Origin of the sequence: Mycobacterium sp. NAZ190054, assembly GCF_001545925.1 — a bacterium.
GTDB lineage: Bacteria > Actinomycetota > Actinomycetes > Mycobacteriales > Mycobacteriaceae > Mycobacterium.
On sequence record NZ_LMVQ01000582.1, the window covers coordinates 15,070 to 39,313 of the forward strand.

Genomic DNA, 24,244 nt, shown 5'->3' on the forward strand with positions numbered 1-24,244 from the left:
AGAACTAGACATCGTCTATCGTGCCTTCCGTCCGTGGCTCCGTGCAGGTGTTCGTGAGGGAGTCGATACTCATGCCACCCACCATCGACGAATCACTTCTTCTGCTGCCTTGTCTTTCGGCGAGAAATCGAGCGGTTCCGGTTCGGTGAACGGCGGGGTTATCCACACCCACCAGTAGATTCCGGCCCACCACGGCTGGTCGGAGAATGTGGCGAGCACAGCCTCATAGGCCGCGGCCTGTTCGGCCTGGCTCGGCACATCGCTGATACGCCAGCTGGAGGGGTCGGTGGCCGTTCCCTGCTGGCTTGTGAAGCCGGCCTCGGTGAACAAGATCTTGCGGTCATGCGTCGCCGCCATCGCGGCCAACCGGTCCAGATAGGTCTCGGCCGCGCGCCGCAGGGCCGCCACGTCAGCGGTGGGTGTCGGGCTCAGCGGTGCGTAGGCGTCGATTCCTATGAGGTCCAGCGCATCCCAGAACGGAACGCGTTCCCAGTCGGGGCCCGCCGCATAGGTCAGCGGGCCGTCGTACCGGTCCCGCACGGCTTGGATCACCCGCAACCAGCCCTCCCGGTTGTGGGTGATCGACGACAGTTCGGTGGCGATCGCGAACTGCTCGACGCCGAGCCGCTGCGCCATCGCGGCGTAATGGGTGATGAATTCCGTATAGGCGCCGAACCAGGTTTCGTGGTCGGCAGGGGCGATGTGGTTACTGCCGACACCTTCCAGATTGAGCGCGGGCTTCAGAAGCACCTTCAACCCCATCTGGTGGGCCAGCTGGATAGCTCGTTCCTGGCCCGCGTCGCTCACCGACTTCGACGTCCGGAGAATCCGACTCGAGGTCCTGCCGTCCTGATACCACGCGGGGTTGAATTGAACCCAGTTCGCGCCCAGCGCCTTGATCTCCCGCAGGGACTGCTCGACGTCCGGTCCGTCGTATCCGGTCACCAGAAACGTCGGCAACGCGAACCCCCGTTGCTGTCCGATGTCCTGCGCATCGGCGGTCCCGGGCCAGCGGCCGGGCAAGACGGTGAGCGCGACGGCCGTCGCCAGGCACACCGCCACCGCCATCACACATTTCATGGCCCGCTTGCCACCGTCAGACGTACTCGACATGAGGACCCTCGACGCGGTGGCGGCAGTCCAGAACGAACTTCGCGTTCGGGACGATATGGTCGAAATCGAATGCATCGTGGTCGGTCAGCAGGACGACGGCGTCAGCGGACGCGACCACCTCCGAGGTCGGCTCGACGCGGCGCACCAACCCGTCGATGGCTGTCGACTCGACCACGTGAGGATCGGCACCGAGAACCTCGGCCCCCATCGCGGCCAGGAGTTGCGCCACCCGTACCGACGGTGATTCCCGGGCATCGCCGGTGTTCTTCTTGTACGACAGCCCCAGCAGCAGGATGCGGGAACCGTTGACCGAGCGCCGTTGCGCGTTGAGCCCCAGCGTTATTCGCCTGACCACATGGTCGGGCATGTGTTCGTTGATGTCGTTGGCCAACTCGACGAACCGGAAGTTGTGGCCGAGGGTGCGCTCGACGCACCATGACAGGTAGGACGGATCGATGGGCAGGCAGTGACCACCGACCCCCGGCCCCGGTGTGAAGCGCATGAATCCGAACGGCTTGGTCGACGCGGCATCGATCGCATCCCACACGTCGATGCCGAGTTCGTGTGCGAAGATGGCGATCTCGTTGACGAGCGCGATGTTCACGTGCCGGAAGGTGTTCTCCAACAACTTCGCCAGCTCGGCTTCACGCGGTGACGCCACCGGTATCGTCGTGTCGACGATGGTGTCGTAGAAGGCCTTGACGGACGCCAGCGATGCCTCGTCGAGGCCCGAAACGATCTTCGGAGTGTTGATCAGGGTCCAGGTGGTGTTACCGGGATCGATCCGTTCAGGGCTGTACCCGAGGTGAAAGTCGGTGCCGGCGAGCAGCCCTGAATTGTTCTCCAGGATCGGTGCCACCAGTTCCTGGGTCGTTCCAGGATAGGTCGTCGACTCCACGATGACGGTCGCCCCCGGCCGGAGGTAGCGGGCCAGGGTCTCCGCGGACTTCTCGATATAGCGCAGATCCGGTACGCCCTCGCGCAGCGGCGTGGGTACCGCGATGATCGCGACGTCGAACGCGGCGCACGTCCGCGCCTCCGATGACGGGTGGAAGGTGCCCGCCTCCAGGATCGCGGTCAGCTCCTCGTCGGTGATGTCCTCGATGTAGGACTCACCGACGAGCAGTCGCTTGATCCGGGACTCGTCGATGTCGTACGCGACGACGTGGTGTCCGACCTGGGCGGCGCGGACGGACAACGGCAAGCCCACGTAGCCCTGGCCGACCACCACCACCCGCATCATCGGCCTCCTCGATATCGCCGTACTCCGAACCGGTTGCCGACGGTGAGGACTGAGACCGTCCGTTTGGCGTCGAGCCGCCACAACGTGTCACGGTCGTGCACGTAGGTCCGCGGAATGGCGTATCGGCCGATACACGGGGTCGGTCCGACGGCGCAGGCATAGTCGTAGCCCGCGGCGCGCGTGGCCTGAACGATACGCGGGTCGAGGTATCCGTACGGATAGCAGAAACCGCGAACCTGCTTGCCGAGAAGGTCTTCCAAGATCGCCCGGCTTCGTGTGGTCTCGTCGGCCAGCTCCGGATCCGCCGCCTGCACCAGCGAGATGTGCTTGAGACCGTGAGAGCCGATCTCCATGCCGTCCCGATCCAGGTCGCGCACCTGGTCGGCCGTCAGCAACGGCTTGTTCGGGCCCGGGCGGCTCCATTCGTTCTGGCCGCCGAGTCTGCCGGCGAGCACGAACAGCGTCGCAGTGAAATGGTGTCGCCGGAGTATCGGCAACGCGTACGGAACGAAATCCCCATATCCGTCGTCGAACGTCAACCCGACGAGACCGCGCGCCTTCCCCTGCGCGACCGCGCCCAGTAACTCCGTCATGGAGACACCTCGGAGCCCCCGGTGTCGTAGCCAACGCATCTGTTTCTCGAAGCGCTGTGGCGTCATGGTGACCTCGTACGGATCCTCCTCGTACGGTGTCACGGAGTGATACATCAGAATCAGCGGAAATCTCGCGAATTCCGAACTCGTAGCGGAGCTTTCAGCTGTGGGTGCGGTGGTGCTCACATCCTCCCCTTTCCAGGCTCGGTTTGCGCGCTGTCGCGGTTGCGCGACAACGTTCGGTGCCTTCGCGGTCCGGCCGCAGCCTCATTCATGGCCTGCAGGTACACCTCATCGAGCCGCGGAGCGACTCGAGACAAGGTGAAGCCCGCCGCCTTCGCCGGCCCGGCGGCGCCCATCCGTGACCGCAAGGCCTCGTCGTCGAGCAGGCGACGTATCGCGCGGGCCAGGTCCGCGGGATCGCCCGGTCGCACGTGCAGACCCTCGACGCCGTCGGTGACGATGTCGAGCAAACCCCCCAGGGCGGAGACCACGCACGGAGTGCCGCCGGCCAGACATTCCACGGCCACCCGGCCGAATCCTTCGGGCACCACGCTGGGCACCACGCCGACGGTGGCGTGTCGCCACGCGGCCACCACCGCCCGCTGGGGCACGTTGGTCGCGACGACCACACCAGGCCGGTTCCGCACGGCGAAGTCGGCGCGAGGCAGACCTGCCAGGACCAGTGGCGTGTCGATTCCCGATGCGCGCAGACGGGTGTACGCGTCGAGCAGGATGTCGACACCCTTGTGCGTCCCGAGCGCCCCGGCATAGAAGAGATACGGGCCGTCGGCGGGCACGAAGTCCGGGCGGTGCGCCGTCCGTCCGTCGCCGGCGAGGCTGAGCAGGTCGTCGTCGATGAACGTGGGGATCACCGTCATGGCAACGCTGTCGGCCGGACGGGGGGCCGATCCGCGAGCCGCCAACGCGGACGATGTCGCCGTCCAGAGGGTGACCTCGCGATGCCGTCTCGATCCCAACTGGTGCAGCCCGGCTGCCAACGGAATCCCCTTGAGCCCGTACTGCGAGTGGGCGCAGCTGATGCACTTGCCGAGGCCGGGTGCCGAGCACAGGCTCTGCCCGCGGTACCGCATCACTTTGGTCGCGCAGACCTGGCTGTGGTCGTGGGCGCTCGCGACGACGGGGACACCGGCGCGCCGGGCGGCACCCAACACGCTGTAGAGGATCCATCCGCGGACGTGAATGACGTCCGGGCGGAAGCTACGCACCAGACCGGCGAACGCCCGCGCGAACAACGGATCCGGCACCGGCGGGAAGAAGCGGTGCGTCGGCGAGGCGTACGCACCCGGCACGTGCGCCATCGCCATCGGTAGACGGTGCACCTCGACGCCGTCCATCTCCTCGCGATCCGGTGCGTTCGGGTGATGCGCCGTGGCCATGGCGACCACCCGGCCGCGGCGCACCTGAGCGCGAACCAGCGCGGCGATCGAAAGTTCCAGGCCTCCGACGTTGGGCAGGAAGCTGTCCATCGCGTGCAGGATGCGTAATCCGTCCATCCGGGAGTCCGCACAGCGCATCACCGACGCACCCCCTCTGCCGTGTCCCGACGGGCCTCCCCGCCGATTCCGGCCGGGACACGGGCCCCACCGCCTGTGCGGCCACGCACGCCGATCCGGGGCCGGTAGGGACCTACCGCCGCGAAAGCCAGCGCCACGGTCAGCTGCGCGGTGAGCACCGCCACGCCGGCACCGAAGATCCCGAAATGCGGCATCAGCAGCCACGAACCGCCGATGCTCATCGTGGCGCCGGCCACGGCCAGGAAGGCGACGAGCCGAAGGCGGTGCTGTATGCGCATCACCGTCATCGCCACGTTGATGACGGCATCGGGAAATGTGGCCAACAGCAACAGGATCAGCAACAGTCTGTAGTCGGCATAGCCCGGCCCGAAGATGCTGAGGATCTCCGTGGCGAACAGGCACGTGATCACCACGGGGACCAGAAGAAGCGCAGCGATCAGTCGTGATGCGCGGCGCGCTTGCGCGCCGAGCTTGGCCGGGTCGTCGGCGCATTCAGCCAGTAGCGCGTTCGACACCGCGGCGGCCACGGAGAAGAAGACGGTGGCGACCATGGCCGTCACGGCCATGTATCCGACTTGTTCGGGAGGAAACAGCGTGGCCGCGAGGATCGGTAGGACGAACGCGGGGGCCCGCACCGCAAGTGTCGCGACGTGATCCCATCCGACCGAGTTCCGTACTCGCAGGAATGCGGCAGCGTGGACCCGGAACCGCAGTTCAGGTGCCGCACGCGAAAGCGAGCGCAACGCGATCGCCAGCGAAAGCGCCACGGACGCGATCCAGATAACGAGGATGGTGTGGGTGGCGGAGGCGTCCACGCCGACAGCCACGGCCCCCACGGTGAGCATCACCGCGATCGCGGCGAGTCGGGACACGCTGCCCACAGCGGTGGCCAGCAAGGACAGTTCGGCTCGGCGGATGCCCAACAATGACGCGTTGACGACGAACATCGAGGATGTGCCCACGGCACCGAGGGCCACCATCGCGATAAGCCAACCGGTGCCGATGGTGGTGCGCAGGTGGTCCGGCAGGAGTAGCGACGCCACAGTTCCGGCAGAGCCTGAGACGAGCGCGGTGACGAGGAAAGCAGCGCTGCAGAGGCCGCTCTGTTCTTCTGGTGTTGCGCCCGGCAGCATCCGGGTGAGCAGGGGGATGAAGCCGGCAGCGGCCAGGATCGCGACGAGCGTCATCGCCGCGATCACCGTGTTCGCCATGCCGATCGCGCCCGGTGACACGCTCCGTGCGCAGAGCACCCAGAAGACGTAGCCGAGCAACGACGACATGTAGGTCAGCGCAAGCAGCGACATGCTGTTGCCCAGCAGGCCACGGACTTTGAGCGGACGGGTTGTCGTCATCGGCTGCACCACCCGTCGGGAAAGACGGCCTGGGCGCGGACCCGCGAGGTCAGATCCCGAATCGTGAGCTTGGCGGGTCCGCCGGTACGGGCCGTGTCATCGGACGGCCGAGCACATACCGCCGACCGGTCCCGGTCTTGAAGCGTGATGAGCAACGACACTCGGCCGTCCGGCCCCCCGCCGTCGAGCCGAGCGTCGACAGGCACCTCCCGTCCCGCCATGTCGAAACCCGCGAAAGTCGCCCGCTGGATGAGCTGACCGCCGTCCCCTCCCATCGGGGTCAGCGCGAACGCCGCATCGACGCCGGGCGGTGCGGGGATCTGTTCGATGCCGTAAGCAGACGGCATCCGTTGCGCAGGTGACCAGCGCGCGGCGGTGGCCAGCAGTCCCGTCACCGTCCCCACCAAGACCAGCAGGACGACCACGAGCGTGGGCAGGTTCTGCTTGGTCAGCAGTCCGGGAAGCTTGGGACGGCTGAGCGTTCCGAGCATCACCAGGACAGCGCACACGAGCACGATCGCCCAGCCGAGACGCCGAATGTGCGAGTAGTTCATGCCGGCCGACCACAGGGACATCCACGTCCACATCGCCAGTTGCGCACAGCCGCCCCCGATCAGCGCGGCCAGTAGCACACGCTGCCAGAACCGGCTGGGCCGAGACGACAGGCCCAGTACCAGGCCGGCGCACACCGCAGCCGTGGCCGCCACAGTGGCAATCAGAACGCCGGCGGGTGTGACCCGCGCGCCTTCACCCATGAAATGAATGGTCGGACCGACGAGCACGTACCACGCGAGCGTCGTGGCGATTCGGGAACCGAGCCACCCAGCCGGCCCCGCCCCGGTGCGCATCAACAGCGCCGACAACCAGAGGCCGGGGACCAACCAGACCCCGACGACCCCGCACACCAACACGAGCCACTCGACCGCGCGGGTGGGCGGGGCGAACAGCGAGCCCGAGTCCGGCTGAAGCCGGTGCGCTGCCACCAGGCAGCCGACGCCGAGCAATGATCCCGCCAGCACCTGAACGCGCGCCCAGCGCGTCCGCGGCGTCACCGGCACCGCCCGGGCCGCGACGTTCCTCAGCTGCCCGTACCAGGGCTGACGGTGAAGTCCACGTCGGGTGGCGCTTGAATACCCACGCCCCGAATCCCCGCCGCATCGAACTGCACTCCAAACGTCGGGGCTCGGTGACGCGTTGTGCGACAACGTGTCAGAGTCGACCGGACGATCGCCGACCTCGTGTTCGGCGGTGTCGGACGTGGCCTGGTCGCCCTTGATCACCGTCATCCCACCCACCCCTCACAGCTACCCGCCGCGGTACGGCGCAACGTGTAGCGGTCGACTCTGTAGACCGTCAGCGGTCCTGCCGCGTACACACCGCTCAACCACGGCAAGCAGTCGAATCGGTCGAGAGCGGCCTGCGGCACCAGTTCGGTCCCGCCGCGCCCAGGCTCCTCCCTGGTGAACCATGTGCCCAGGCGCGGCCGGGTGAGCGCCATTCGGGAGTCCACCACGAAATAGGCGACCTTCGAATCCCAAATCTGTTTGAGCACTTCCGGACGCACCGGTTCTGCATTCAGATAGATCTCCCAGATAGGAAACTTCATGCTGGGCCGCAGCGCAGACATCCGGCCCAGTGACCCGAGCTGGGACGACACGTAACGATCCGCCAATACCGGTGTGTCGACCGGCGCATGCGCCTCAAGCCACTCGGCCACGCTCCGGCCCTCATACGACATCGACCTTGCGTCGTCACCGACGTTCGCACTGCCGGGGAAGCGGTGAGAAACGTTGACACCCAACGCTGCGCTGCCAAAGGCCATGACGGTGAACACGAGACACCCCACAGCGGTCCTGACCGGTGGTTTACGCAGCACACTGGAGACCGACGGCCACTTCGCGGCGACAAGACCAGGCGTGCGCGGGCCCAGCGACCAGGCCATCCCGCAGATGACCGCCAGGCCGACGAAGCTGTAGCCCCATGACCGGTGCGCCCCTTCGGCGCCACCGCTGGTCAGCACCAGCGGCATGCTGGCGAAGAACATCGCGCCGAGCGCCGCGAACCCCCAGAGCGCGGAGCCCACACGACGACGGTTGCGCCAGAGCACGGTGACCGCCCAGAGGAAGAGAGCGAGCGCAACGAACGGAAACAGGTAGCCGCACACGATTTCGAAGATGGGGTTCGCCGAATTCTTGAACAGTGAACGTTGTCCCGAAGTCGAGCCGATACCGTCGAGTATTCGCGACAGCTGGGAGAATCCCTCGCTCAGCGCGGGCCCGAGATAATTGATGAGCCAGCCGTACTTCTCCGACCACCAGAGATGGATGGAGGACAGCAAACAGAACCAGATCAGCGCGAGGGGCCAGACCCGCTCTTGATGGTTGTGCAGATCGCCGGATGCGGCCCGGGGGAACCAGGGCACGAGACGAGCGGTGATGAGCAACGCCAGAATCAGACAAAGCATGACCGTGCTCAGATGATGGACCGTCGGCAGCGCAACCAAGCAGAACATCGCCATGGCGATCGCCCGCACCGCAGGGTTCGTCGTGGCGCGCCCGGCGGCGACCGCCGCCGTTAAACACCACAGCACCAACGGAAGTCCGAGGCTTTCGTACGACACTGCGACGTTGAAGTACATCCAGGACGGGTTGAGCGTGTAGACCACCGCGCCCACGGCCGCCCCGGGCGCGGGGACGCCGACGTTGCGGACCAGCTGGTAGACCGCAAGTACCGACAGCACGTGAGCAAGTGAGATCACGACCAGTCCGGAGGTCCAGAGCGGCAGCCCCGACAGATGAGCGACAGCGCTGATCACCTGGTGTAGGCCGAAGAATTCCTTCGTGATCGGCAGCAGGTTCAGATCGTGACCGACATCCCCGGCGAGATACGTCTCCATCGCCTGCCGCAGATGCACGAACTCGTCGGAACCAGAGGGCGTCGGGTGCAACAGCCGCGGAACCATGCCGAAGAGACCGATCCCGGCCACTGCGAACGCTCGTGTCACGCCGCCGACCGAGCGCGCACAGGCAAGGCCGACGAGGGGCAGCATCCCGCTCAGGAAGCCGGCCCAGTACACCGCGAACTGCATGTTGTCGGGCTCTGGAAGGCCGGCCGCATGGTGATGCGACAGCACGATCAGTCCGGCACCGATCGGCGGCATGGTCAGAGCGAGAATCAGCCGACGGTGGCGTCCGCCTGTGAGGGGTTCCGACCGGTCGGAACTCCTCGCGCGCGACGCCGCATCTGTGGGCGAATCACCGGTGTCGAGAACGGAAGTCACACTCGACTCCCAACCCTGCGCGCAGCAGACAACGTCTCCAGAAGTTGCCCGACCACCTGACCGGCGCTCGGCAGCTTGCACTGTGGCCCGCGATCACGGCTCGATGCGGCCATGAAAAGCAATGCGTCGATCGCATCGGCGTAACGACGAGCCGTCGCCGTGTCCGTGCTGTCAGTCGTACACAGTCGGGCCGCCACCCCGGGCCCGGCACGCTCGACGACCTCCCGGTGAGCAGCGATGTCACTGACCACCACCGGCAGTCCCGCCACGAGTGCTTCGGCCAGCCCGATCCCGTAGGCCTCCTGCCGGCTGGCGGTGGCGTAGAGCGCTGCTGTGGCCCACCACCGTCCGAGTGCGTCGTCATCCACCGCGCCGGTGAACGTCACCGCATCTTCCGCGTCGAGTTCGACGGTCAGCCGGCGCAGAGCAGGCAGGGCGGAACCGTCCCCCACGACAACCAGCCGCGCCGGCCTTCCTCGGTGGTGCAGCTCCGCGACCGCCCGGACCAGCAGGTCTGTGCGCTTGTACGGTTCCTGACGCGCCACGGTCAACACCACGTTGCCGACATGCGGGTACGGGTCGTGTCCGCGAGATGGATCAGCCACCGCGGGCGGTATCACCGAAACCGTCTCGCGCTGCACCTGGCTCGGGAAGTCGCGCAGCACCAACGAGGCCTCCGCCTCGGTGTCGACCACGATCCGTCGACTCACCGCCATGAGGCGCCGGCCGGCCGGTCGCCATGCGCGGTGCAACGCATGCCGCAGCGGGGTATGGCCCACCCCGTGGTAGTGCGGCGTGAAAACTACTGGGGCGGTGGCATGTTCGGCGGCCAACCAGGCCAACGGCATGTGATAGTTGTGCACCCACTCCACGTCGAAGCGGCCCGTCTCGCCCGCGGCCCGAGCCGCTGCCGGCGCCGGCAGGTCGAAGATGTCGCCAACCGGCAGGTGGTGGCGCTCGACGGTATATCCGTCTCGCACCTCCTGTCGGGGCAGCGCGGCCGCCCGCGGCGCCTGCGTGATGACGGTGACCTCCGCGCCTTCTGCTGCCAGCGCGGCGGCGGCGGATGCCACATAGGTCTCCATCCCACCGCGGAAGGGTGCGAAGCGCGGGACCACGATGCCGATGCGCAGGACCGTCGTCATCGCGCCGTGCTCCGTCGCTCAGCACCTTCCCGCGAGGGCGAGGACGCGCAGAGGCCTAGGTATTCCTCGCGGTCCGCACCAAAGCATGCACGGCACAAGATCCGACCCCCCGGTTCAACTCTCAGAGTGACGGGCCCGCCTCCCCCAGCGTGCCCGTCATTCACGCAATGACCTCGACGCGTTCGCCCGAGTGGACCTGACTGCCTGCCGTCAGGACGTCGCCCTTACCGACGCTTTCCCGGGGCACCACCTCGATGTCCGGGAGGCGACGACGGGCCGCGTTCGAGGTCGTGTCCGCTGAGTTGCCGCCGACCGGGACCACCTGGCTGACAGTCAGCGCAGGCGCAGGATGTACGCGGCGACAAACCCGTGGATCAAGAGAACGGGCCGTCTCGAGGCCATGCAGATTTCGGTTTGTCAAGGCCGTCGCCGCTGTCGCCCCATAGCGGCCGTTACTCGAATGCAGCCCCTTCATGCTCGCCCCCCTGCACATTGGCCCGGCATTTCAGTGAAGGCCAATCAATTAGCTGTTTCGGAAAGTATTCGTCCGATTGCCTTGTAACGGACCTGACGCTAGCACCATGGTATGTGGCCTGCAACACTGCTTACAGCGCTTTTTAGCCGACAGGCCCGGGACTGGTTGCGAAGGCAATAAACGCGACGGTGAATATTAGCTGTGAGTTTGCTAGCGATCTTTGTCGGAAACCCATTCGGTCTCGATCCACCGACGTCCGTAACCCAGTCGTGACCTGCACCTTCGCCGGCGCTTGGCATGATTTGGATCACAGTGGGTGGTCGCGCACCCGTTGCCTGCCGAGGCCGGACAGCTCCACTTCGCCGCTCACGAATTCGCGAATTGTGCTGCGGTATCGCTCGGCGAACGACATTGCTCTGGCGGTCCGGCCGTGCTGCGATCACGGACGGCTTGGGCGTACTCGTCGTCCCGCGCGGCGAGACGCTTGCCATCGTCGGGACCCTGCCTTCGCGTGCGTGGGTGTCCGGCGTTCGTCCCGGCCTCAGAGCTGCACGCTCGTCAGCGAGCTATCCGATGGTTCTCAGGTCAGCGCCGGAATGACCTCGCGCTCGAACAGCTCGATCCCGGAGCGGTCGTAGGCGGCCTCGGGGAAATAGCAGATCACGTACTCGCACCCCAGGTTCCTGAGGTGTCGGAGCGCGTCGACGAGCTGCTCAGGGGTTCCGCTGCCCGCTTGCGGGGTGTTCATCGACTTCAGCATGGCATCGGCGGCCGGCTCCCCCGTCAGCCCGCCGATACGCGAGCGCACCCTGCCCAGCCGTTCCTTGACGTCGGCCTCGGATTCACCGACGACGACGTTGATGTTCGACGATCGGACGATCTGGTCGAAATGGGTTCCGAGGTCGCGGCAGTGCTCGGCGAGCACCTGCGACTTGTGGGCGAAGCCTTCGGGCTCAGAGGTGAAGTTGGTGTACTGCGCGTATTTCGCCGCGATGCGCAACGTGACCTTTTCGCCACCGCCGGCGATCCACAACGGAATCCCGTCCTGTTGCAGCGGCCGGGGGGCGACGATCGCGCCGTCTGTCTGGTAGTGCTTCCCCTCGAAGGACACGACTCCGTCGCGCCAGGCGTCTCGCATGATCTGGACGCCCTCGTCGAGGCGTGCCAATCGCACACCGGCGGACGGGAAGCCGTACCCGTATGCGCGCCACTCGTGTTCATACCAGCCGCCTCCGATTCCCATTTGGACCCGTCCGCCCGAGATGATGTCGGTGGTGGCGGCGACCTTGGCGAGGTAGGCGGGGTTGCGGTAACTCATCGCGGTGCACATCTGCCCGAGCTTGATCCGCGACGTGGTGGCGGCGTACGCGGACATGAGCGTCCACGCTTCGTGGGTGGCCTCGGAGGTGGGCACCGGGACCGTGTGGAAGTGGTCGTAGACCCACAGCGAGTCCCAGGCTTCGCCCGCGTCGACGTACGCGGCGAGGTCGCGCATCACCTGCCACTGATCGCGCGGTTCGATTCCGACCAAGTCGAGTCGCCAGCCCTGGGGGACGAAGATTCCGAAGCGCATGAACCCGACTCTATGCCGATTCGCGGACGCCACCCGGTTGTCACCGCCGATCAGTAGCGTGCGATTTATGGCACTCTCCAAGAACGAACGCGAACAGTTCCTCGCCGAGCCGCACGTCGCGGCGCTTTCGGTTTCGGCCGGCGACGGGCGGGGGCCGCTGACCGTACCGATCTGGTACCAGTACACGCCGGGCGGCGAGCTCTGGTTCACCACCGGTGCGGGCTCGCGCAAGCACCGGTTGATCCAGTCGAGCGGCCATCTCTCCCTGATGGTGGACCGCGTGGAGCCCACCGTGCGCTACGTCGCCGTCGACGGCCCGGTCCTTCGCATCGAGCCCGGTACCGACGCACAACTGGTCGAGATGACCAAGCGCTACCTCGCACCCGAGAAGGTGGACGGCTACCTCGAATTCGCGCGGCGGGAACACGGGGAGAGCGTGGCCGTGTTCGTCGAGCCGAGGCATTGGCTTTCCGCCGACCTCGGCAGCGTCTGACCGTCAGCGGCGCGCGTCCCCGGTATAGAGCGCGGCGACGGCGGGCAGGCTCACCTTCAGTGCCGGATTGCGCGGCAGCTCGTCGACCATGGCGAAGGCGACAGGCACGTTGTAGACGGGAAGCGCCTGCCGCACCAGCGCTTTGAGTTCGTCCTCGGCCGGAGCAGCGGCGCCGGCAGTGACCTCGATGGCCGCGAAAGGCACCTGCCCGAGACGGGCGTCGGGAACGCCCACCACGCAGGCGTCGCGCACCCCGGGATGGGTGATCAGGACGCGCCTGACCGCTTCGGGCAGCACCTTGAAACCGCCTCGATTGATGGCACCATCGGCCCTACCGTGCAGGAAGACGAAGCCGTCCTCGTCGATGCTGGCGATGTCGGTCGTCCTGATCCAGTCCGGGCCAATCGGGCCGACCTTGGCCTCCAGGAGACCATGCTGTCCGGCGGCCAGTTCGGTTCCGCTCTCCGGGTCGACGACGCGCAGGTCGGTGTCGGGCAGCGCCCGCCCCACACTGTTGCGCTTCTTGTCGCCGTACTTCTCCAACGCATCAGGGGTCCACGCACACAGCGAGCCTGCGAATTCGGTTGCGCCATAGGCCAGACGGATCGGGATCGCGTATTTCTGTTCGAACTCGTCGCGGGTTTCGGGATCCAGCGGCCCGGAAGCACTGATCAGGAACTCCAGCGACGCGAGATCTTCTCTGGGCACGTCAGCGTCGAGAAGCATGCGGATGACGGCGGGCTGCACCCCGGAGCGGGCCACCCGATGCCTCCGTACGGCGTCCACCCAGCCGTCGACGGTGAACCGTTCCAGCATCGCGATGCGACGGCCGTTGTACAGGCCGGCGATCAACTGACACACCCCGATTCCGCCGAACTGCCAGTATGCGAACTCCGGCGGTGCATCCGCAGACGATTTCTCACCGGCGGTGACGCTGAAGACGGTGCGCTCCAGCACGTTGAACCTGAGCGCCTGACGCTTGGGCGGCCCGGTGGTACCGCTGGTCAGGATCTGCAAGGCCACACCGGGCTCGGCCGGCGCGTGCGGGCGTGAGGTATCGCAACGTTCGAGGCCGGCCACGCAGCCCACCGTCGGTGCGTCAAGTGAGATCGCCAGCCCCGCGGCCCCGGTTCGTGCGGCGGCCGCCACCACCGGTTCCGTCCAGTCCTCCGGGTCGGCCACCACCGCCGAAACGTTCAGCTTCTCGACATCGCCAGCGATCGCGTCCGGAGACTGGAAGGAGTAGATCATCGCCACGGTGCGCCCGGCAGCCAGGAACCCCGCGATCGCCGCGGCGTGCTGCAACCGGTTGCGGACGATCAACCCGACCGGAGCATCGTCGGCGACACCGGCTTCACCCAGAGTGGCCGCGATCCGCGCACCGTAGGCCGCGACCTCATCGCCGGTGAACCACCTCCCGTCGAACTCGATGCACGGTCTGTCGCCGTAGCCGTGCAGCGCCGCCGCGAAGCTTTCGGTAAAGCTGTCGGTCACGGCATCATTGTGGGTCACCGACGCCCGGAGTCAACAGATCCCGCGCCTTCGACGGCGAAGCAGTGCTATGCGAGCAGGAACAACGCCGTGCTCTCTTCGGTGTTGCTCCACAGCCCGTGCACGTCCTGCACCTGCATTCTGATCGTGCGGGAGGTGGGAAGCAGCGAGAACTCCTTGCTGATCCTGATCGAGCGAATCACCGCTTGGTACTCAGCGACGGTGGCCTGGCCCACAAGGGTCAGCGTGTCTCCCGAGAAGGAAGCCTGGATATGGGCTGGCGCATCCCAGACAAGCGTGTCCCCGGCCCGCTTGTCGACAATCTTCACGTATGCCTGCTGCAGGTATTCCGAGTCGTCGCTGATGACGGCCAGTGGGCTGAGCAGGGGAAGACCGAGTAACACCAGACCCCCACCCAAGGGAGCGGTGAGCACCGGATTGTTGTTCTCGCGCACCGTCACCAGGGCTGTCGCCGGCAGGCTCGTGCCGCCTTGGGTGTCGGTGACCGTGAAGGTGATCGTCTTGACGGCGGTCGGGGCCGACGCGTTTGTCGAGAACGTCACGGACTGCAACACCTGCTGGTACTGCAGCGTGCTCGCCGTCCCCGACAGCGTCAGAATGCCGGTGGCGCTGTCGTAGCTGCCGCTGATGTTGCCCACCGGGGTGAACCCGAGAACGTCTCCCGCGGAGAAGTTGCCGGTGACCTGCACGACCGCGCCCGACATCGTCGACGAGTCCAGGTCAATCACCGTCAACAGCGGGTTGACCTTCGCCGCACTGTTTCCCGCGGTGTAGATCGGGCCCAGGAGCGTCGTCACCAGTGGCGACAGGTTGAAGGGTGCGGTCAGCACCGTCACCACGACATTGCCGGGAAGCAGACTCGCGGTTCCTTCGGCGTCGGTGACGTGGAAGGACACCGTCTTCAGCGACGCGAGCGCGCCGGCGCCTGTCGCCAGTTGCACCGACCGCAACGCCTCTTCGTACATGCCGATGCTCGCCGTGCCGGTCAGTGTCAGTGTTCCAGTCGAGCTGTCGTACACACCGGTGATGCCCTCAGGCGCCGTGAAAGTCAGGACGTCTCCGGATGCGAACCCGCCGGCGATCTTGACTGTCGCACCCTGCAGGGCCGTCGAGTCGAGGTCGAGAACACTGACGAACGGATCCACCGTGACGGCACCGGCCCCTGCCGTGTAGGACACGTTGGCCAGCGACGTGGTCACCAGTGGCGCAATCCTCAACGGCGACTTGACGATCGTCACCGCGACCAAGCCGGGGGTGCTGACATTGCCCTGGCCGTCGGTGACGACGAAGGAGATGCTCTTGATCGACGCCAGCGCTTCGCTGGTCGTCGAGAACGTGACGGACCGCAGCAATTGCTGATATGCGGCCACGGTTGCGGAACCCTCGAATGTCAGGACGCCGTCGGTGTAGGTGCCGCTGATGCCGTCCTGCGGCGTCCAGCCGAGGCTCTCCCCCGCAGTTGCGCCGCCGACGATCGACACCACCGCACCCGTCATGGTCGCCGAATCCGCATCCAGCAGAAGCAGACCCGAGTCGACCTGAACGCTCGAGTTCCCCGCTGTGTAGGCGACGTTCGCCAGCGAGGTCACGACCACCGGCTTGGCCAGGATCGGCACCGACAGCACGGTGACGGCTACCGTTCCCGGAATGCTCGAGCGTCCCTGGTCATCAGTGATCTGCAGCGAGATCATCCTGATGGTGGCCAGTGCGGACGACTCGCTCGCGAACTTCACCGACCGTAGGAGCTGTTGATAGGCGCTCACCGAGGCCGTGCCATCGAAGGACAGCACGCCGCTGCCGTAGGTCGCGGTGACACCTTCGGGCAGATCCCCGAACGTCAGGAGGTCGCCCGACGCGGGATTGACGATCGTCACCGTGGCACCCGTCATCATCTCCGAATCGGCGTCGAGCACGATCAGGCCGGCATCAACCGACACACCGGAGGATCCGGCGGTGTAGGCCACACTGACGACCGACGTCAGCACCACCGGGGTGGCCGCGGTCGGCAGGCCCAATACGGTAACCGCCGTCCCTGCGACAAGGCTTGTCTCGTGCTGGTCGTCGGTCACCGTGAACGCCACCGTCTTGATGCCCGGTGCCGTCGAGGTCAGCGTCACCGACTGCAGCAGCTGCTGGTACACCGCAACCGACGCGGTCCCGGTGAAGGTCAACACGCCGTCGGTGTACTCGGCGGAGATCCCTTCGGGCACAGTGCCCCAACCCAGGACGTCGCCGGATTCCGGATCGTTCACGGTCACGGTGGCCGAATCCAGTTCATCTGAATCCAGATCGGTGATCACCACGATCGGGCTCACCACGATCGCAGAACCCGTTGTGCCGGTCGCGATTGGGGAAACCACCACCAGAGGCGGCAGTGCGGTCGGCAGACCCAGCACCGTGACCACCGTGGCCGCCGGCACCGTGGCGGCATTGCCTTCGGCGTCGACGATCGAGAACGACACCGACTTCAACCCCGCACCGGCCGAGGTCAACGTCACCGACTGCAGCAGCTGCCGGTACGCATCCACCGACGCGGTGCCGGTGAACGTCAACACCCCATCGGTGTAGTGGGCGTCCACACCCTCAGGCAGGTCACCCCAACCCAACACATCACCAGTGGCGGGATCGTTCACCGTCACTGTCGCCGAACCCAACTCATCTGAATCCAGATCGGCGATCGCCACAATCGGACTGATCACAATCGCCGAACCCGCCGTCCCAGCAGCCACCGGCGTCGCAACAAGCACCGGCGCGATCGACGACCCCGGCACACCCAACACCGTCACCACCGTGCCCGCCGGCACCACACTGGCATTCCCATCGGCATCGACGATCGCGAACGACACCGACTTCAAACCCGCACCGGTCGAGGTCAACGTCACCGACTGCAACAACTCCCGGTAGTCCTCAACAGAGGCATTACCGGTGAACGTCAACACGCCCTCGGCGTACTCAGCGGAGATCCCTTCGGGCACAGTGCCCCACCCCAACACGTCACCAGCGGTGGGATCGCCCACAGTCACTGTCGCCGAACCCAGCTCATCGGAATCCAGATCGGCGATCACCACAATCGGACTGATCACAATCGGCGAACCCGCCGTCCCAGCAGCCACCGGCGTCGCGACAAGCACCGGCGCGATCGACGACCCAGGCACACCCAACACCGTCACCACCGTGCCCGCCGGCACCGTATTCGTATTGCCCTCAATATCAGTCACCGCAAAACCGACCGACTTGATGCCACCACCGGTCGAGGTCAACGTCACCGACTGCAACAACTCCCGATAGACCTCAACAGAGGCATTACCGGTGAACGTCAACACACCGTTCGAGTAACTGGCCTCCACACCGCCCGGTACATCTCCCCACTCCAACACATCACCAGACGAAGGATTAGAAACTGTGACTGTCGCCGAACCCAGCTCATCGGAATCCAGATCGGCGATCACCACAATCGGACTGATCACAATCGGCGAACCCGCCGTCCCAGCGGCCACCGGCGTCGCGACAAGCACCGGCGCGATCGATGACCCCGGCACACCCAACACCGTCACCACCGTGCCCGCCGGCACCGAGTTCGTATTGCCCTCAATATCAGTCACCGCAAAACTGACCGATTTGATGCCACCACCGGTCGAGGTCAACGTCACCGACTGCAACAACTCCCGGTACGCATCCACCGACGCCGCCCCGGTGAACGTCAACACACCGCCGGCGTAGCTGGCCTCCACACCCTCAGGCAGGTCACCCCAACCCAACACGTCACCAGCAGCGGGATCGCCCACAGTCACTGTGGCCGAGCCCAGTTCATCGGAGTCAAGATCTGCGATCACCACAATCGGACTGATCACGATCGCCGAACCCGCCGTCCCGGCAGCCACCGGGGTCGCGACAAGCACCGGCGCAATCGACGACCCCGGCACACCCAACACCGTCACCACCGTGCCCGCCGGCACCGTATTCGTATTGCCCTCAATATCAGTGACCGCAAAACTCACCGACTTGATGCCACCACCGGTCGAGGTCAACGTCACCGACTGCAACAACTCCCGGTACGCATCCACCGACGCCGCCCCGGTGAACGTCAACACGCCCTCGGCGTACTCAGCGGAGATCCCTTCGGGCACAGTGCCCCAACCCAACACATCACCAGCGGCCGGATCCGCCACAGTCACGATGGCCGAACCCAACTCATCCGAATCCAGATCCGCGATCACCACAATCGGACTGATCACAATCGGCGAACCCGCCGTCCCAGCAGCCACCGGCGTCGCGACAAGCACCGGCGCAATCGACGACCCCGGCACACCCAACACCGTCACCACCGTGCCCGCCGGCACCGTATTCGTATTGCCCTCAATATCAGTGACCGCAAAACTCACCGACTTGATGCCACCACCGGTCGAGGTCAACGTCACCGACTGCAACAACTCCCGGTACGCCTCCACCGACGCCGCCCCGGTGAACGTCAACACGCCATCCGCATAGCTGGCCTCCACATCCTCCGGCAGGTCACCCCAACCCAACACGTCACCAGCAGCGGGATCGCCCACAGTCACAGTGGCCGAAGCCAACTCATCGGAATCCAGATCGGCGATCACCACAATCGGGCTCACCACGATCGGCGAACCCGCCGTCCCAGCGGCCACCGGCGTCGCGACAAGCACCGGCGCAATCGACGACCCCGGCACACCCAACACCGTCACCACCGTGCCCGCCGGCACCGAGTTCGTATTGCCCTCAGCATCGACAACGCCGAAGGTCACAGACTTGAGCCCAGCCATGTTCGACGTCAACGTCACCGAGGCGAGCAGTTGCTGGTAGGCAGCCACCGATGCAGTCCCGGAGAATGTCAGAACGCCGTTGGCATAACTGGCTTCGACACCCGCAGGCAACGACCCGTAACCGAGTACGTCGCCGTCGGCCGGGTCTTGCAGAACGACCGTGGCGGAGTCCAACTGGTCGGAATCCAGATCCGTGAGCACCACGATCGGGCTGATCGTGATCGGCGAACCCGCTGTCCCGGCAGCTACCGGAGACACCACCACCACCGGCGGGACCGAGATCCCGGGCACACCCAGCACCGTCACCACCGTGCCCGCCGGCACCACACTGGTGTTGCCGTCGACATCGGTGACCGCAAAACTCACCGACTTCAACCCGGCCGTCGTCGAGGTCAACGTCACCGACTGCAGCAGCTGCCGGTAAACCTCCACCGAGGCGCGACCGGTGAGGGTCAACACACCGTCGATGTAGCTACCCTCCAGACCAGCGGGCAGAGAACCGAACTCGAGACTGTCCCCAGCAGCTGGGTTGTTGAGTGTGACCGTGGCGGAATCCAACTGGTCGGAATCCAAATCCGTGAGCACCACGATCGGGCTGATCGTGATCGGCGAACCCGCTGTCCCGGCAGCTACCGGAGACACCACCACCACCGGCGGGACCGAGATCCCGGGCACACCCAGCACCGTCACCACCGTGCCCGCAGGCACCACACTGGTGTTGCCGTCGACATCGGTGACCGCAAAACTCACCGACTTCAACCCCGCACCAGCCGAAGTCAAGGTCACGGACGCCAACAACTGACGGTAATCCTCAACAGAGGCGCGACCGGTGAAGGTCAACACCCCGTCGACGTAACTCGCCTCCACTCCCACGGGCAACGACCCGTAATCCAACGCATCACCGTCAGCAGGGTCGTTCAGAACCACTTTGGCCGAATCCAACTCGTCGGAATCCAGATCCGTGAGCACCACGATCGGGCTGATCGTGATCGCGGACCCGACAGTTCCGGCCGCCACCGGAGACACCACCACCAACGGAGGCACCTCGACCGGCAGACCCAGCACGGTCACCACCGTGCCGGCGGCGAAAGCACTGGCATTGCCTTGGTCGTCTGTCACCGAGAAGGTGACGGACTTGATGCCGGCGCCCGTCGAGGTGAGCGTCACCGACGCCAAAAGTTGCTGATAGGTCGCTACCGACGCGGCGCCGGTGAATGTCAGCACACCATCGGCGTAGGCAGCAGACACTCCGCTGGGCAGGTCACCCCACCGCAACTCATCCCCGCTGGCCGGGTTCTCCACAACCACAGCTGCCGAAGCCAATTCGTCGGAGTCGAGGTCCGTGATGATCACGATCGGGCTGATCGTGATCGCGGACCCGACAGTTCCGGCAGCCACCGGAGACACCACCACCAGCGGAGGCACCTCGACCGGCAGACCCAGCACGGTCACGACGGTGGCTGCCGGCACCACACTGGTGTTACCGTCAGCGTCGACGACGGAGAAGCTCACGGACTTCAGTCCCGCACTGGTCGACGTCAAGGTCACCGAAGCCAGGAGCTGCTGATACGCGGCTACCGACGCCGCACCGGTGAACGTCACGGAGCCGTCCCCGGTCGTGACGGCCACTCCCGGCGGCAACGTGCCCCATTCCAGGGTGTCCCCGTCCGCGGGATCAGCGATTTCCACTGTCGCCGAAGACAACTCCGCCGAGTCCACGTCTGTGATCAGTACGATCGGAGTGATCGTGACCGGTGAGCCGACAGTCCCGGCGGCAACTGGAGTGACGACCACCAGCGGCGGCACCTCGACGGGCAATCCCAGCACCGTGACCACGGTGCCGGCAGGAACCGGATTTGCGTTCCCCTGGTCGTCGATCACCGAGAACGAGATGGTCTTGATCCCGATCTCCGAGGAGGTCAGTGTCACCGACTGCAGCAGCTGTTGATACGCCGCGACCGACGCCGCGCCCGTGAACGTCACAGAACCGTTCCCGGTGGTCGCCGTTACCCCCGGCGGAAGGGAGCCCCAGCCCAGAACATCCCCGGCCGCCGCGTCGTTGAGCTTCACGGTCGCCGAAGCCAGCCTGTCGGAGTCCAGATCAGTGATCACCACAATCGGGCTCACTGTGATCGCATCGCCGGTAGTGCCGCCCGCAATCGGGGATACCACCAGCACGGGCGGCACCTCGACGATGGGGTTGGCGACGACGGGGATCAGCAGAGTCACCTCATCGGGTTCGGCGATCCCGATCGCGCGGGCCAGGAAATGGAACACCCCTTGGATGAGGCCCGCCACACCCTCGAGATGTTCCGAGGAGTCACTGATGACGACCTTGAAGCTGTCCTCCAGCGGAGTGCCCGTCACCAGGGTGTTGGGCGTGTACACGAACTTGCCGGTGATCGGGTCTCTGAACACCGACCCGTGTTCAGGCTGAACGATGGTGTAGGTCAACGGATCACCGTTGGGGTCACGGGCGGCCAGGTCGATGATGACCTGGCCGGTCACGGTCTGCTGGCTCGTGACCGGACCCCACTCCGGGGAGTCGTTGAAGAACGTGTGGTTGATCTGTCGCCGCACCCACGCCAACAAACCGTCGAACCACGGAACGCGCGCGGGCGTGGCCGGGTCGACCAGCGGCGACACCAGGCCGGCGACCAGGGCGGTGATCACGTCGACCGATTCCGCCGCCTCTTCGCCGGAAGGGGCCGACGAAGCGACAGGCGGCGCGCTCTCCGGTGCGGTCACGACATCGGTGGTCGCATCGTTGCCGGAGGTGACGACGGTGTCGGCCGGCGGTTCCCGGCCCTCATCGAGATCGGTGGCTGGCTCTTCGGGTTCTACCGCGGACTCGTCATCGGGCGGGGCCTCGTCGGAATCTCGTGAGGGCGCAGGTGTCTGCGTGACCGGATGGTCGTCGGCGTCTGGGGGCGACGACGAGGGCTCTTCCTCTGGTAGTTCCTCGAGTGGCGGCTCGTCGTCTGCGCCGGAAACGGGCGGTCCGGGATTCTCGGCCTCGGGATCTGACACGTCGGGTTCGTCGCCGCCGGGGACGTCTTCGTCACCCGGTTCCTCGTCTTCCGGATCCGACGGAACATCGACGTCTTCGGTGTCGGATTCCTCCTCCGGGTCCGCCTCGGCCCCGGGGTCCGGCGATGTCGGCTCGGCGTCGTTCGACCCCGACGAGACTGAGGAATCCGTGTCGGTGTCCGTGTCCGCGTACGCGACACCTGCGGAGTTGGCCACCGCCAACCCGATTCCGAGTGAGACTGCGAGCGCTCCCACCCGACCGATCGGCAGTGCGAACTTCGACGTCTCTGTCCGCGCATGCTTGGCAGGGCCACCGGCGTTGTCCACCAGAGCCCGAGCCGCCCAGAAGTCGGGCTGTGGGGTGCTTCGGTCCCTACGCGGGACGCGGTGCCGGGCCGGAGTCGCAGACATACTGATCCTTCGTTTGCTGCGGCGGCAGTCCCACGGGCCTGATCAGGCACCCCCGGACGCTTGAGTTGCGGTCACTCCAGCGACGGCGATGGGACGCCTCCCCTGCGTCATACATCGTCGTTCCGCGCCGTATTTTGTTCTGGTCTGTTTGCTGAACCTATGCGGATCCACCGCCGTCAGCTCGGCACGGACGAGCATAAGCCATAAACGTCACCGCAGTTGCGCAATGCGGAAATTCTTGCTCACACAAACGATCGAGCAATGTCGACAGCCATCGGACCGACCCATCTGGTATGGACTGACCAGCCATTCCAGCGAATTACCCAAGTGCAACGAGAGCCCGTCTCACCCCGCGAATGAACGCGTCAAACTGTACGCGAACCGCTGCGCGACCAGGTCACGTGCAGCACTTCTCCGATCATGGCAACTGATGGTAAACAACTTCGCGCACTCCTTGCCTTGGCACAGACCGTGGCGCCAGCAACACATCGACCCGGGTGGCATGATCCCACCCGAGGGCACCGGAGCAGGGTCGCGGGACGGCCCTGTGAACGGAACGGAGTGACGATTACGTCAGTATTTGCGGCTGGCGGCACGCCGCCTCACCTCACACCGCTTGCCCGGTGAATGCGCTGCGGTAGTCGCTCGGGGTGGTCTGCATCTGCCGGACGAAGTGGTGCCGGAAGGTCGACGGCGACTCGAATCCCACCCGCACCGCTATCTGTTCGATCGACAACGACGTCGCTTCGAGCAGCGCGAGACTGGCCTGGATCCGTTGCGTGATCAACCACTTGATCGGTGTCGTACCGGTGGCCTTGGCGAACTGACGGAGATAGCTCCGCCGCGACATCATCGACTGCTCAGCCATTTCGTCGAGAGTGATGGGCCTGTCGAGATTCGCCATCGCCCACGTCATCCCGGCCGCGATCCGGCCGTCGTCCATCGGCTCAGGGACCGGCACCTCGATGTACTGAGCCTGCCCGCCCGCCCGGTGCGGCGAGATGACCAACCGCCGCGCCACGTCGTTGGCCACCCGACCGCCGTGATCGGAGCGCACGATGTGCAGACAGAGATCCAGACCGGCCGCGCACCCGGCACTGGTCAGCACCCGCCCGTTGTCGACGTACAGCGGAGCCGGATCGATGTCGATGCCGGGATACCGCTCTTGGAGCAGTTCTGTGTAGATCCAATGCGTTGTCGCCTTACGCCCGTCGAGTATTCCGGCCGCGGCAAGTGCGAACGCCCCTGAACAGATCGACACCAATCGCGCATCCCGCGCGTCGGCCGTCTTGATCGCCTCGACCAGCTCCGGCGAGGTGGGTGCGGTCACGTCGCGAACGCTGGGGATCACCACCGTGTCTGCCGCGGCCAGATCGTCGAGCCCGTAGGAAGTGCGCACGACGGCACCACCGACCAGCCGGATTTCCTGCTGTTCGGAGCACAACTTGACCTTGTACCAGGGCCGAACCAAGCCGGCAGAGAACTGCTCCGACAATTCGGTCATGCCGAAGATCTCTGCGGCCAGGCCTGACTCGAAGCCCGACATTCCGTCGTAGGCGAGAATCGCGACCGTATGCATGTCACTATCTTAACGAACAACGGCACTAGGGCCACTTTTCGTGTAGCGCCCCCGGCGGAAGCATGGCTGACATGTTCTACCGACCACTGAGCCGCCGGCACCGACTACGACAGAAGCTGCTCG

14 protein-coding genes are annotated in these 24,244 nt (G+C 65.7%); 1 reads left to right on the top strand and 13 read right to left on the bottom strand.

The window, feature by feature from the left end; all coding sequences use genetic code 11:
* Positions 1–69: 69 nt before the first annotated feature.
* From ASJ79_RS29535 to ASJ79_RS29575, 10 genes are all read right to left on the bottom strand, one after another.
* Positions 70–1,113 (bottom strand): hypothetical protein, encoded by a 1,044-nt coding sequence (locus ASJ79_RS29535; protein ID WP_156448696.1) that lies wholly within the window; start codon positions 1,111–1,113, stop codon positions 70–72.
* Positions 1,097–2,353 carry a nucleotide sugar dehydrogenase gene (locus tag ASJ79_RS29540; protein ID WP_067963277.1) on the bottom strand — a complete coding sequence of 419 codons (1,257 nt, stop codon included), beginning with the start codon at positions 2,351–2,353 and terminating at the stop codon, positions 1,097–1,099. The genes ASJ79_RS29535 and ASJ79_RS29540 overlap by 17 nt, the downstream gene beginning before the upstream one ends.
* Positions 2,353–2,949, bottom strand: coding sequence for a polysaccharide deacetylase family protein (locus ASJ79_RS29545; protein WP_231751091.1), 597 nt, complete (start codon positions 2,947–2,949; stop codon positions 2,353–2,355). Before ASJ79_RS29545 ends, ASJ79_RS29540 begins: the two co-directional genes overlap by 1 nt.
* A 182-nt stretch (positions 2,950–3,131) precedes the next feature.
* A complete protein-coding gene (locus ASJ79_RS29550) occupies positions 3,132–4,487 on the bottom strand; it encodes a glycosyltransferase family 4 protein (protein ID WP_231751094.1) in 1,356 nt (451 codons plus the stop codon).
* Positions 4,487–5,839 (bottom strand): lipopolysaccharide biosynthesis protein, encoded by a 1,353-nt coding sequence (locus ASJ79_RS33550; RefSeq protein ID WP_197420434.1) that lies wholly within the window; start codon positions 5,837–5,839, stop codon positions 4,487–4,489. The genes ASJ79_RS29550 and ASJ79_RS33550 overlap by 1 nt, the downstream gene beginning before the upstream one ends.
* Positions 5,836–7,125 carry a hypothetical protein gene (locus ASJ79_RS29560; protein WP_067963230.1) on the bottom strand — a complete coding sequence of 430 codons (1,290 nt, stop codon included), beginning with the start codon at positions 7,123–7,125 and terminating at the stop codon, positions 5,836–5,838. Before ASJ79_RS29560 ends, ASJ79_RS33550 begins: the two co-directional genes overlap by 4 nt.
* Positions 7,122–9,119 (bottom strand): hypothetical protein, encoded by a 1,998-nt coding sequence (locus ASJ79_RS29565; RefSeq protein ID WP_156448698.1) that lies wholly within the window; start codon positions 9,117–9,119, stop codon positions 7,122–7,124. The genes ASJ79_RS29560 and ASJ79_RS29565 overlap by 4 nt, the downstream gene beginning before the upstream one ends.
* Positions 9,116–10,264 carry a glycosyltransferase family 4 protein gene (locus ASJ79_RS29570; RefSeq protein WP_067963235.1) on the bottom strand — a complete coding sequence of 383 codons (1,149 nt, stop codon included), beginning with the start codon at positions 10,262–10,264 and terminating at the stop codon, positions 9,116–9,118. Before ASJ79_RS29570 ends, ASJ79_RS29565 begins: the two co-directional genes overlap by 4 nt.
* 160 nt (positions 10,265–10,424) lie before the next feature.
* Positions 10,425–10,739 (bottom strand): hypothetical protein, encoded by a 315-nt coding sequence (locus tag ASJ79_RS32940; protein WP_156448699.1) that lies wholly within the window; start codon positions 10,737–10,739, stop codon positions 10,425–10,427.
* A 580-nt stretch (positions 10,740–11,319) separates the two neighbouring features.
* Positions 11,320–12,312, bottom strand: coding sequence for an LLM class F420-dependent oxidoreductase (locus ASJ79_RS29575; protein WP_067963237.1), 993 nt, complete (start codon positions 12,310–12,312; stop codon positions 11,320–11,322).
* A 67-nt stretch (positions 12,313–12,379) separates the two neighbouring features.
* Here ASJ79_RS29575 and ASJ79_RS29580 point away from each other — a divergent pair, with 67 nt between their 5' ends.
* Positions 12,380–12,805: a pyridoxamine 5'-phosphate oxidase family protein gene (locus tag ASJ79_RS29580; protein ID WP_067963239.1), complete on the top strand. Its 426-nt coding sequence runs from the start codon at positions 12,380–12,382 to the stop codon at positions 12,803–12,805.
* A 3-nt stretch (positions 12,806–12,808) separates the two neighbouring features.
* On the opposite strand, the gene ASJ79_RS29585 is transcribed toward ASJ79_RS29580, so the two are convergent.
* From ASJ79_RS29585 to ASJ79_RS29595, 3 genes are all read right to left on the bottom strand, one after another.
* Positions 12,809–14,299, bottom strand: a complete 1,491-nt coding sequence (locus ASJ79_RS29585; protein WP_231751092.1) for a class I adenylate-forming enzyme family protein — start codon at positions 14,297–14,299, stop codon at positions 12,809–12,811.
* A 65-nt stretch (positions 14,300–14,364) separates the two neighbouring features.
* Positions 14,365–22,386, bottom strand: coding sequence for a hypothetical protein (locus ASJ79_RS29590; protein WP_156448700.1), 8,022 nt, complete (start codon positions 22,384–22,386; stop codon positions 14,365–14,367).
* Positions 22,387–23,149: 763 nt separating this feature from the next.
* Complete coding sequence (locus ASJ79_RS29595) at positions 23,150–24,121, bottom strand: helix-turn-helix domain-containing protein (protein WP_067963248.1); 972 nt, start codon at positions 24,119–24,121, stop codon at positions 23,150–23,152.
* Between the last annotated feature and the right edge of the window lie 123 nt (positions 24,122–24,244).

Coding starts and splice junctions, on each gene's coding strand:
- ASJ79_RS29535 (WP_156448696.1), bottom strand. CDS start 1,113: ATGTCGAGTACGTCTGACGGTGGCAAGCGGGCCATGAAATGTGTGATG.
- ASJ79_RS29540 (WP_067963277.1), bottom strand. CDS start 2,353: ATGCGGGTGGTGGTGGTCGGCCAGGGCTACGTGGGCTTGCCGTTGTCC.
- ASJ79_RS29545 (WP_231751091.1), bottom strand. CDS start 2,949: ATGACGGAGTTACTGGGCGCGGTCGCGCAGGGGAAGGCGCGCGGTCTC.
- ASJ79_RS29550 (WP_231751094.1), bottom strand. CDS start 4,487: ATGCGCTGTGCGGACTCCCGGATGGACGGATTACGCATCCTGCACGCG.
- ASJ79_RS33550 (WP_197420434.1), bottom strand. CDS start 5,839: ATGACGACAACCCGTCCGCTCAAAGTCCGTGGCCTGCTGGGCAACAGC.
- ASJ79_RS29560 (WP_067963230.1), bottom strand. CDS start 7,125: ATGACGGTGATCAAGGGCGACCAGGCCACGTCCGACACCGCCGAACAC.
- ASJ79_RS29570 (WP_067963235.1), bottom strand. CDS start 10,264: ATGACGACGGTCCTGCGCATCGGCATCGTGGTCCCGCGCTTCGCACCC.
- ASJ79_RS32940 (WP_156448699.1), bottom strand. CDS start 10,739: ATGAAGGGGCTGCATTCGAGTAACGGCCGCTATGGGGCGACAGCGGCG.
- ASJ79_RS29575 (WP_067963237.1), bottom strand. CDS start 12,312: ATGCGCTTCGGAATCTTCGTCCCCCAGGGCTGGCGACTCGACTTGGTC.
- ASJ79_RS29580 (WP_067963239.1), top strand. CDS start 12,380: ATGGCACTCTCCAAGAACGAACGCGAACAGTTCCTCGCCGAGCCGCAC.
- ASJ79_RS29595 (WP_067963248.1), bottom strand. CDS start 24,121: ATGCATACGGTCGCGATTCTCGCCTACGACGGAATGTCGGGCTTCGAG.